Origin of the sequence: Gilliamella sp. Pas-s95 (assembly GCF_009795795.1) — a bacterium.
GTDB lineage: Bacteria > Pseudomonadota > Gammaproteobacteria > Enterobacterales > Orbaceae > Gilliamella > Gilliamella bombicola.
The window spans coordinates 1-11,031 of sequence record NZ_WTFC01000047.1; the positions used below are offsets into that span (position 1 = coordinate 1).

Annotated in this window: 10 protein-coding genes; 4 read left to right on the plus strand and 6 right to left on the minus strand. The window is 36.5% G+C overall.

The annotated features are described in order from the left end of the window. Positions 1–55: 55 nt before the first annotated feature. From GQ598_RS11215 to purH, 3 genes are read right to left on the minus strand one after another with little or no spacing between them, the layout of a single operon-like run. Positions 56–178: a hypothetical protein gene (locus GQ598_RS11215; protein ID WP_255471364.1), complete on the minus strand. Its 123-nt coding sequence runs from the start codon at positions 176–178 to the stop codon at positions 56–58. Positions 179–200: 22 nt separating this feature from the next. Continuing rightward, on the minus strand, positions 201–1,499 hold the full coding sequence (purD, locus tag GQ598_RS10500; RefSeq protein WP_160404075.1) for a phosphoribosylamine--glycine ligase: 1,299 nt from the start codon (positions 1,497–1,499) through the stop codon (positions 201–203). Between the two features lie 50 nt (positions 1,500–1,549). Continuing rightward, on the minus strand, positions 1,550–3,148 hold the full coding sequence (purH, locus tag GQ598_RS10505; protein ID WP_160404076.1) for a bifunctional phosphoribosylaminoimidazolecarboxamide formyltransferase/IMP cyclohydrolase: 1,599 nt from the start codon (positions 3,146–3,148) through the stop codon (positions 1,550–1,552). 262 nt (positions 3,149–3,410) lie between these two features. Here purH and idnO point away from each other — a divergent pair, with 262 nt between their 5' ends. The 4 genes from idnO to GQ598_RS10525 all read left to right on the plus strand — a co-directional run bounded on the left by idnO (position 3,411) and on the right by GQ598_RS10525 (position 8,794). Next, positions 3,411–4,175: a gluconate 5-dehydrogenase gene (gene idnO, locus GQ598_RS10510; protein WP_160404077.1), complete on the plus strand. Its 765-nt coding sequence runs from the start codon at positions 3,411–3,413 to the stop codon at positions 4,173–4,175. A gap of 127 nt (positions 4,176–4,302) precedes the next feature. Continuing rightward, entirely contained in the window at positions 4,303–5,556 is a 1,254-nt protein-coding gene (locus GQ598_RS10515; protein WP_160404078.1) for an MFS transporter, read from the plus strand. A gap of 129 nt (positions 5,557–5,685) precedes the next feature. Then, positions 5,686–6,678: a substrate-binding domain-containing protein gene (locus GQ598_RS10520; RefSeq protein ID WP_160404079.1), complete on the plus strand. Its 993-nt coding sequence runs from the start codon at positions 5,686–5,688 to the stop codon at positions 6,676–6,678. A 928-nt stretch (positions 6,679–7,606) separates the two neighbouring features. After that, a complete protein-coding gene (locus tag GQ598_RS10525) occupies positions 7,607–8,794 on the plus strand; it encodes an MFS transporter (RefSeq protein WP_160404080.1) in 1,188 nt (395 codons plus the stop codon). A 138-nt stretch (positions 8,795–8,932) separates the two neighbouring features. On the opposite strand, the gene GQ598_RS11140 is transcribed toward GQ598_RS10525, so the two are convergent. The 3 genes from GQ598_RS11140 to GQ598_RS11385 form a co-directional block, all read right to left on the minus strand. Continuing rightward, complete coding sequence (locus GQ598_RS11140) at positions 8,933–9,805, minus strand: LysR family transcriptional regulator (protein WP_160404081.1); 873 nt, start codon at positions 9,803–9,805, stop codon at positions 8,933–8,935. A 91-nt stretch (positions 9,806–9,896) separates the two neighbouring features. Then, entirely contained in the window at positions 9,897–9,992 is a 96-nt protein-coding gene (locus GQ598_RS11380) for a hypothetical protein (protein WP_160404082.1), read from the minus strand. A 15-nt stretch (positions 9,993–10,007) separates the two neighbouring features. Beyond that, complete coding sequence (locus tag GQ598_RS11385; RefSeq protein ID WP_370516553.1) at positions 10,008–10,109, minus strand: IS3 family transposase; 102 nt, start codon at positions 10,107–10,109, stop codon at positions 10,008–10,010. Between the last annotated feature and the right edge of the window lie 922 nt (positions 10,110–11,031).

Below are 11,031 nucleotides of genomic sequence, written 5' to 3' on the forward strand. Positions count from 1 at the left end.
GTGGTGCGAAGGAGCTAGTATAAATCACCTTTCTACTTTCTTCACTCCACCGTGTTTAAAATTGCACTTCATGTTTGAATCCAGGATAGTCCATTGCAATATATTCCGAAAAATAGTGCCGAATAAAACACCCAACAATGGAAAAAAAGTAATAGCTAATCCATATTTCAATAGCCATGCAAATATCCTTATTTTATAAATTAAGATTTGTGGCAGTTTTTTTCCCTCTCAATCGCACGATAACCAATATCATGGCGGTAAAAACAACCATGCCAATAAATATCTTTTATGTGCTCATAAGCACGCTGTTGCGCTTCAAGTACGGTGTTGCCAAGTGCTGTTACGCACAACACACGTCCGCCATTGGTGTAAACGCGACCTTTTTCTAGACTAGTACCTGCGTGGAAGATTTTGCAATCATCACTTGATTCTGCCGGCAATCCAATAATCACATCTTGAGTATTATATTCACCCGGGTAACCGCCGGCTGCTAGGACTACACCTAATGCAGGTCTTGGATCCCATTTTGATTTGACGGTATCTAATTTCCCATCCACCGCTGCAAGGCAAAGTTCAGCCAGATCCGATTGCATTCGCATCATTATTGGCTGGGTTTCGGGATCGCCAAATCGGCAATTAAACTCAATAACTTTTGGATTACCTTCTTTATCAATCATTAAACCCGCATATAAAAAGCCGACATAAACATTACCTTCTTGTGCCATGCCATTGACCGTTGGGTAGATGATTTCATCCATTATTCGTTTAAAAACAGCATCACTCACCACTGGTGCAGGTGAATATGCCCCCATACCACCAGTATTTAAGCCTGTATCACCGTCGCCAACACGTTTATGGTCTTGGCTAGTTGCCATGGGCTCTACATGTTTGCCATCCACCATGACAATAAAGCTGGCTTCTTCGCCATCTAGAAACTCTTCAATCACTACTCGGTGACCGGCATCACCAAAGGCATTACCGGCTAACATATCACGCACAGCATCTTCAGCTTCTTCCACTGTCATGGCAACAATCACCCCTTTACCAGCGGCTAGCCCATCAGCTTTAATCACAATCGGTGCGCCCTTTTCACGAATATAGGCAATGGCTGGAGCGACTTCGGTAAAGTTTTGATATTCTGCAGTAGGAATTTTGTGGCGAGCTAAGAAGTCTTTAGTAAAGGCTTTTGACCCTTCAAGTTGTGCAGCGGCTTTAGTTGGTCCAAAGATTTTTAATCCCGCTTTTTGGAAGCTATCAACAATGCCAATCACTAACGGGGCTTCGGGGCCCACTATAGTTAAATCGATTTGTTCTTGCTGAGCAAAGCTAAGCAGACCACTTACGTCGGTAGCTTTGATGTTGATATTTTCTAAGCTAGGCTCTAGGGAAGTACCGGCATTGCCTGGTGCAACAAAGACTTTAGAAACCAATGGTGATTGTGCGACTTTCCAAGCAAGTGCATGTTCGCGCCCACCATTACCAATAACTAAAACTTTCATAAAAGATCCTTTAATGATGACTTTTTTAATAATAAACAAAAGGCCTAAAATTAGTGCCTAAAATGGCGCATATGCGTAAATATCATTGCAATATTATGTTCATTCGCAGCTTGGATCACTTCGTCATCGCGAATCGATCCTCCGGGCTGAATTACACAAGTCACCCCTGCAGCGGCAGCAGCATCGACCCCATCTCTAAATGGGAAAAACGCATCTGATGCAACAACAGAACCTGCAACGTTTAAATTTTCGTCTTGCGCTTTAATGCCTGCTATTTTTGCGGAATAAACTCGGCTCATTTGCCCTGCACCAATACCAATTGTCATGTTATCTTTTGCATAAACAATGGCATTGGATTTAACAAATTTAGCCACTTTCCAACAAAATAGCGCATCGGAAAGTTCTTGATCTGTTGGCTTACGTTTGGTGACTACCGTTAATGCATCTGGCGATATCATGCCTAAATCACGATCTTGCACTAACAAACCACCATTGACACGTTTAAAATCTAAACTTGCTGACGCTGATGTTGATGTAGACCACTCGCCACATTCAAGCACGCGCACATTTTTTTTAGCTTGAATGATGATGAGTGCTTCTTGGCTGACTAAAGGTGCAATAATCACTTCAACAAATTGTTTATCAACAATCGCTTGAGCGGTTTTAGCATCTAACGGTCTATTAAACGCAATAATGCCACCAAAAGCTGAAGTGGGGTCTGTTTTAAAGGCTTTTTCATAAGCGTTTAAAATGTTATCGCTAACGGCAACACCACAAGGGTTGGCATGTTTTACAATCACACAAGCGGGCTCGTCAAATGATTTTACGCATTCAAGTGCAGCGTCAGTATCAGCAATATTATTATAAGAAAGCGCTTTACCTTGCAGTTGCTTTGCCGTTGCAATCGAGGCTTCTTTGGCATCTTGCTCAACATAAAAAGCCGCTTGCTGATGAGCGTTTTCGCCGTAACGCATATTCTGTTTTTTAATAAATTGTAGATTTAACGTTCTAGGAAACTCGCCCGATGGCTCATTGGTTTCGCCCATATAAGGGGGGACTAATTGCCCAAAATAGTTGGCAATCATGCCGTCATATTTAGCCGTGTGTTCAAAGGCTTTAATCGCAAGGTTAAAACGATATTCAAAAGAAAGGGAATTTTGGTTATCATCCATCATGTTAATGATATTGGCATAATCATCACAATCAACCACAATAGTGACATCTTTATGATTTTTAGCGGCAGAACGCACCATTGTTGGACCACCAATATCGATATTTTCAACGGCGTCTTCTAACGTGCAATTGGCGTTAGCAACCGTTTGTGCAAAAGGGTAAAGATTGACAACCACCATATCGATTGGCGTAATTTGATGTTGTTGCATCACATCATCATCAACTCCTCGTCGCCCTAAAATGGCGCCATGAATTTTGGGATGTAACGTTTTAACTCGCCCATCCATCATTTCAGGAAATCCGGTATAGTCAGACACTTCCGTTACCGGTATATGGTTTTCCATTAACAATTTTGCCGTCCCCCCTGTTGAAAGAAGTTCCACATTTCGTTCTGATAAGGCTTTGGCAAACTCTAAAATACCGGTTTTATCGGACACACTAAGTAAAGCACGGCGGATAGGACGAAACTGCTGCATGAGAGAGGCTCCGAGGTTGATATCAAAATTCAAATTGTTAATTCGGCATTATATATAAATAAAGGGTAGATGTTTAGTATTAACTTTTTAAAAAATTTTATTAAACAGGGTCAAAACGAGTAAATCATAATATTTGACGTTGATCACAGAATTAACATTTTCATGGAAAATCACGCATTACTAGCTTTCTTTTTTTGTTTTTCCATAATATTGTTACGCGTAACTGTTATGCATAACAATTTAAAATAAAAGGGAGAAAATAATGAAATCTTTATTCGAACTAAAGGGAAAACGCGCTTTAATTACTGGGTCAGCACAAGGTATTGGTAATTTACTTGCTACAGGCTTAGGTCAATACGGGGCAAGTATTATTATTAATGATATTACCCAAGAACGCGCTGAAAATGCAGCAAACCAATTAAAATCACAGGGCATCAATGCTGTTGGCATCGGTTTTGATGTAACCAATTACGATTCGGTCAAAAATGCCATTGATCGTATCGAAAAAGAGATCGGCCCCATCGATATATTAATCAATAACGCCGGTATTCAACGTCGTCATCCATTTACTGAGTTTCCTGAAGCAGATTGGGACGCGGTGATTAATGTTAACCAAAAAGCGGTTTTTTTAGTTTCACAACAAGTGGCTAAACACATGATCACGCGTAAGCAAGGAAAAATCATTCATATTTGCTCAATGCAAAGTGAACTAGGTCGCGACACTATTACCCCTTATGCCGCATCAAAAGGCGCGGTCAAAATGCTTGTAAAAGGGATGTGCGTTGAGCTTGCTCGTTACAACATTCAAGTTAATGGTATTGGACCTGGCTATTTTGATACTGAAATGTGTAAAGCACTGGTTGAAAACAAAGAGTTCACCCAATGGCTATGTCAAAGAACACCTGCTGCACGCTGGGGTAAGCCAGAAGAACTCATTGGCTCTGCCGTGTTTTTATCCTCTGCGGCATCAAACTTTGTCAATGGACACATTCTTTATGTTGATGGCGGAATGTTAGCCGCAGTTTAAAAAAACATATCGCGACAATTGTATTTTAGTACATCAAATGTAAGGAAGATAAAACAATATATAAATAAAAATAGGGATAAAAATTGTCGCCAAAATCACTTTATTATTAATTTAAAGCGAGAAGAACATGAATATAAAAAACAAACTGGCGCCATCTCGTTGGTGGCGATTAATGCCAATCATTTTTATTACTTATAGTTTAGCCTATTTAGATCGTGCAAATTATGGCTTTGCAGCCGTTGCGGGAATTAACAAGGACTTAAACATCAGTCTAAGCACATCATCATTAATTGGAGCACTTTTTTTCCTTGGTTACTTCTTCTTCCAAGTGCCAGGCTCTGTTTATGCAGTTAGACGAAGCGTTCGTAAACTCATTTTTGTGTGTTTAATACTATGGGGATTATGTGCCGCATTGACAGGAATGGTCAGTAACATCCCATCTCTTATGGTGATTCGCTTTGTACTTGGTATTGTTGAAGCGGCTGTTATGCCATCAATGCTAATTTATATCAGTACATGGTTTACTAAAGCCGAACGTTCAAAAGCCAACACTTTCTTAATTTTAGGCAATCCAGTGACAGTATTGTGGATGTCAATTGTATCTGCGCACTTAATCGACCTTTATGGTTGGCGCGAAATGTTCATCATTGAAGGGTTACCGGCTGTATTATGGGCAGTGATTTGGTGGATCCTTGTACGCGACAAACCATCGGAAGTTAAATGGTTAACTGATGCCGAAAAAGCGGATTTCCAAGCTGCTATGGACAAAGAACAACAAAACATCAAACCAATGCGCAACTATGGCGAAGCGTTTCGTTCAGGCAATGTCATTAAACTTTGTGCAGTGCACGCATTGTGGAGTATTGGCGTATATGGATTTATGATGTGGATGCCATCAATCATCAATTCAGCAGGTAAAGTTGACATCATATCTGTTGGCTGGTTTTCTGCCATTCCTTATTTTGTTGCGATTGCTATGATGTTAATGGTCTCTTTCTATTCCGACAAACTACAAAATCGCAAACTGTTTGTTTGGCCATTATTACTTATAGCAACTATCGCATTTTTTACTGCTTATTTGCTTGGAGCTGAACATTTTTGGATCTGTTTTGTGCTTTTATCACTTGCAGCAGGTTGCATGTACGCACCTTATGGACCTTTCTTTGCCTTAATTCCTGAACTATTACCAAGCAATGTATCTGGCGTGTCAATTGGCTTAATTAATAGCTTTGGGGCACTGGGCGCATTTATTGGTGCTTGGTTAGTTGGTGTTATCAATGCAGTAACTGGCAGTGCGGGAGCATCATATATCTTTATGGGGGTATCTTTAGTTTTATCAGTTATTTTAATGGCTAGTGTTAAAGCACCTAAAAATAATTAATAATATAACCAAAATAAGAAGACAATAGACATTGTCTTCTTATTTATTGTAACGAATATTATTTCTTTTCTTGTTTTTGCTGTTAAAATGCCACACATTCAACCGGCATCCCTTCTAAAATAACAGGTTATGAAAGATAAACGCATTAGTTTACAAGATATTGCCAATTTAACTGGCGTGACTAAAATGACCATTAGTCGCTACCTAAGAGATCCAAAACAAGTCTCTGAAAAAAATCAAGAAAAAATAGCAAAAGTACTAAAAGAAATCCAATACATCCCCAATCTTGCCCCCCAAATAATGCTTGGTTCACGCAGCCATTGTATTGGTATTGTTATACCGTCTTTTAAAAATCAAATATTCACCGAAGTGCTTGCTGGAATTGAATCGGTCACATCAGCTCATCATTACCAAACAATCATCACTAATTACAATTATGACAAACAGCTAGAAGAAGAAAAAATCATTAATCTACTATCATACAACATTGATGCACTTGTCTTGATGGAAAAGGACCACACCGAAGCCACCCTACAATATCTAAAAACAGCCAACATTCCTGTTGTTGAACTTATGGATATCACCCAAAGTTTTTTTGACATCCAAGTCGGCTTTGATAACGAACAAGCTGCCTATGATATGACATTGCAAATGATTGAATCTGGTAAAAAAAATATAATCTATTTTAACTCAGTCGCCAGTGCTCGAGATACTCAACGCTACCATGGCTATCAGCGAGTCATGAAACAAGCAGGACTCACGCCACACCAAATCATACCTGATGCGATATCATCAATAGACTTAGGCAAAAGCCTATTTCACCAAGCCATTCAAAAATACCCTGATATGGATGGTGTTTTATGTACTAACGATGATATGGCAATTGGGGTCCTGCTTGAATGCCTAAATTATAATATCCCCGTACCAGAACAAATTGCCATTGCTGGCTTTCACGGCTTAGAAATCGGCCGAGCTAACCCCCAAAAAATCGCCACCGTCATCACGCCACGATTTGAGATTGGCAAAGTTGCGATCGAGTTATTGTTAAAAAGGTTGAATGGAGAGAAGGTTAAAAGTAGTGTTAATTTAGATTATAAGATTGATAAGGGGCAGACTGTTTAGGGGATGTTTTTTTTAGAAAAAACAGCAAAATAAAAACTCTAATAAAATCAATACCTTTTCTGACCACTTTTTGGATATAATTGTATTGCTCCAGCTTCGGGTAGCCAAAGCGTGGAATTGCAAAGGTAATTCGCTTTAATTCCCTTTGCTCGGACGTGGTCACTGTGGCTATCTTGTTCACCCAAGGTCAAAACGTCCGAAACCACTGCACAATTTATTCTATTCACCAACCCTAAAAATCCTGATTTTACGTCAAAAATCAGTCAGAAAAGGTATTGATTTTATTTTATTTTTTATTTACCTAATCAAAATAGAAAAGTTTTTTCTTAGGCTTTATTTAATCTTAGTAATATGAGCAATAAATGCGCTATTAATATTTGGAGCGGGAAACGAGGTTCGAAAACAGCTTGGTAACCTGTTGGACTAGTTCCTAGTGGACACTTATGGACTTCTATGGATTCAAAGCGCAAAAAAATACTTTTTACTAATCCTATAATCCTCATTTTATGGCGCTAAACCATTCATTGACAAGTTATCGAATAAAAGCATCTAACATTTTGTGTGGTTCAGCTTATCTAAATTGATAGTTAATTGTGATAAATATTTCTCATTATGTAATAAATGATTGGAATTATACAGCTATAAAATTATTTGTTAGCATGAATTCATTATGTATTACTTACCTAATTATTTAGTAAATCTAAGAATATTTTTCCTATACCTGGCACAAGGAGGTTAAGTTATTTAATTGAAAATATTAAAGTTGTAAATATCACATTAAGTCCAAAGGACATTGCCTTTATTGATAAAAGCATGGCTAATTTTGTTATTCATGGGGAACCTTATCCTAAGGAGGATATGGTTAGCTATGGCTTTGATGAATAAATTCAATTTAACCCCAAACAAATTTATAATATGAGCGAATTACATGGAAAGAACAAATAATACATTTCCCACATTGAGCCTTCTTGCTTTAGCAACAGCACTGTTTATTTCAATTATGACAGAAGCTTTGCCTGCTGGTTTTTTACTGTTAATAAGTGAAGATCTAAGTGTTACAGAAGCTCAAGCGGGTCAATTAGTGACTCTCTACGCATTAGGTTCTCTACTATCAGCTATCCCATTAACAATTGCTACACAAAGTTGGAATAGAAAAAAATTATTAGTAACAGTTATACTTGGTTTTGGCATTACTAATTTTATGACTGCATATTTTCTGTCTTTTACTATGATATTAATAGCTAGATTTTTAGCTGGTATTTTTGCTGGTCTTTTATGGGCAATGGTGGCTGGTTACGCAACAAGAATGGTTAGTGATGATAAAAAAGGAAGAGCAATAACTATAGTTATGCTAGGGGTTCCGATAGCCTTATCTATAGGTATTCCATTGGGCACATTAATAGGTCAGTTAGTCGGTTGGAGATTAACTTTTCATATAATTACAATAATCTCTTTGTTGTTGGTCATTTTGATATGCCTAAAACTACCTAATTTAGAAGCATTAAAAACGAAGAAAAAGAATGCCATTTTTTCTGTATTATCTATACCTTATGTAAAATCGATTTTAGTAATAAATTTTATTTTCGCTTTTGGTCATAATATTTTTTACACCTATATATCACCATATTTACAACTTTCAGGAAATGAAATGAATGTCGATGCAGTTCTATTTATTTTTGGTATTTCATCGATTATCAGTATTGCTATTGTTGGGATATTTATTGACAAATATTTACGTAAGTTGATTATTTTATCTCTCAGTTTTTTTGCTATCTCTGGATTATTATTTTATGCTTTTGATAACATTTATTCGTTAATCTTAGTCTCAATTGTAATATGGGGATTGGCTTTTGGCGGTGGAGCAACATTATTTCAAACAGCATCAGCAAAAATAACAGGAGAATCTGCTGATATTGCACAGTCTTTACTTGTATCACTTTGGAATTTGGCAATAGCTGGTGGCGGTTTTTGTGGAGGAATGTTGCTAAATGTTTTCGATGCAACAGTATTACCAATCATGATGTGTATTTTGTTGATATTAGCTATTTTTATAGTTTTATATGCTGGTAAACTTGGTGTTGAAAATGCAAGCGGAGACGATAATGCATCTCATTGATCTGCATGTTCACACTTTAGCAAGCTGTCATGGATATAGTTCAGTATACGAAAATATAATGTTTGCTAAATACAAGTGGAAGCAAAGTAATCGATTTTTTTAGTATAAAAAAATAAATATTTTACCCTATAAATAAATTTATTTATTTTTCATCTCATTAATAAAAGTAAGAGCATCAGCACCTGCTCTTTCTTCATTCCAAGACATTCCTATTTTCCATTTTGATCCTTTTCCCATGAGTTCATGATATTTAATTTTTGATTTAATATTATGAACTAAACTATTAGGTAATATCGTTACATTTGAATGTAAATTAGACATAGATATACTATTATAAACATTATTTGTGTAATATACCTGTGGAAAATTTAGTGAGTTTCTTGAAAGAAATTTCGAAATTTTTTGAGATAATTCAAAATGCGAATCACAATTTGGTAAACAAAGAGTATTTTTATCTAAAATTTGATTAATATCATTAAAATTATTAATCTGAAAGTTGTCTTTGGGATTGGATATAATTAATAAATGATCTGTACCTATCTCTTCATATTTTATTTGTTTATTGACAGGCTTTTCCATAAAAGCTATATCTAACTCTCCAGATAATAGCCTTTTTTCCTGCTCTGCTGAATCCAACTCATGGATTTGAATTTTTATCATTGGATGGTGTTCTGTATATCGATTTATCATTTCTGGTAATATATTTATAAAAGAAAATGTATGTCCGATATTCAAAACACCCGTTCTACCTGTTTTTATTTTTTTTACTATACATAAGAATTTATCTAATTCATCGGTTAAATTAAGTGCGTATTTATATATTATTTTACCTTCATCAGTCAGGTAACAACCATGATTATCTCTCAGAAATAGTTGAAAACCGAATATTCCTTCAAGAAGTTGAATTTGTTTTGTAAGTGCTGGTTGAGTTATATTAAGTTTCTCAGCGGCATCGCGAAAACTATCACTTGTAGCTAATACAATGAATGATCTTATTTTTTTTACATACACAGGGAAATCCTTCTAGTTAGCTATTAAGTATTATACTTAATTATTAGATTTTGAAGTTCTAATAATTACACTTGTTCTAACAAATAAAGAGCTAACTTGCACAGATAGCTTGCTGATTACTATGAGATATTGATCCTAAATAGTCTTCAGGCCATACGGGTTCTCCATGTTTTAAACTACACCCCAAAAGTTGTACAAAAAATTAAGCTGCTAGAAAATAATACTCCCGATATTGAACAGGACTCTTTTTGTCCAAGTTTAATTTAATTCTTCTATGATTATAATAACGGATATATTCCTCAATATCCGCTTTTAACTACTCAATAGTATCATACTTATTTAAGTAATAGACTTCGGATTTTAACAATCCAAAGAAATTCTCAATAACAGCATTATCTATGCAATTTCCTTTTCGAGACATAGTCTGTACGATATTTCTTTTCCTTAGTTTTTGTTGATAATGACACATATGATAATGTCAACCTTGGTTTGAATATAAAAGCTGTATGTCGGCGCTTTGCTTAGGTTGTGTAAATGGTTGATTTTTTCTTGAAAAAATTCAAATAAAAAATTGAATAAAATCAATACCTTTTCTGACCGATTTTTAGCGGAAAATCAAGCCTTTTTGTTTTGGTGAATAGAATAAATTAGGTGCAGTGGTTTCGGACGTTTTGACCTTGGGTGAACAAAATAGCCACAGTGACCACGTCCGAGCTAAGGGAATTAAAGCGAATTCCCTTAACAATCCCGCGCTTGGCTGCAGAATGTGGCCTTCGGCTGCCCGACGCCGCCGCTCGGTCTTGACGCACCGTTTGTGGACGCGTTCCAGACGCACCACAAACTCGCCAAACATCCTTGTTTGGCGTGCTGACCTCGCTCTGTTGTCGGCACATTCTGACGCCGGAATAAGACAAATAACATAACCATCGTTTTTGGAAGATATTATGTTTTTATAATTATATGATTTATTTTAATTAAATTCCTGCACGGCGTTAAGGGTCGGGAATGCTTCCTTTTTTAAGTGGGACGTTTTCTAAACCGCCTATACGGCGTTAAGGTAGAGCTCAAGATTTGATAAATCTTGCTATATAAAGATAAACAACAATTTCATCTTTGAAAACCCTTTTTTTGAGTTGTTTTATAATTTATTGATTTTATTTAATTTTAAATTATCGTAAAAAAAAGGGTTTGGAGCGGTTAATTTGCTGTTATTGGGGCGCTATTCG

Excerpts from the sequence above, each read along its gene's own strand:
- GQ598_RS11215 (WP_255471364.1), bottom strand. The coding sequence starts at position 178 with ATGGCTATTGAAATATGGATTAGCTATTACTTTTTTTCCATTGTTGGG.
- purD (WP_160404075.1), bottom strand. The coding sequence starts at position 1,499 with ATGAAAGTTTTAGTTATTGGTAATGGTGGGCGCGAACATGCACTTGCT.
- purH (WP_160404076.1), bottom strand. The coding sequence starts at position 3,148 with ATGCAGCAGTTTCGTCCTATCCGCCGTGCTTTACTTAGTGTGTCCGAT.
- idnO (WP_160404077.1), top strand. The coding sequence starts at position 3,411 with ATGAAATCTTTATTCGAACTAAAGGGAAAACGCGCTTTAATTACTGGG.
- GQ598_RS10515 (WP_160404078.1), top strand. The coding sequence starts at position 4,303 with ATGAATATAAAAAACAAACTGGCGCCATCTCGTTGGTGGCGATTAATG.
- GQ598_RS10520 (WP_160404079.1), top strand. The coding sequence starts at position 5,686 with ATGAAAGATAAACGCATTAGTTTACAAGATATTGCCAATTTAACTGGC.
- GQ598_RS10525 (WP_160404080.1), top strand. The coding sequence starts at position 7,607 with ATGGAAAGAACAAATAATACATTTCCCACATTGAGCCTTCTTGCTTTA.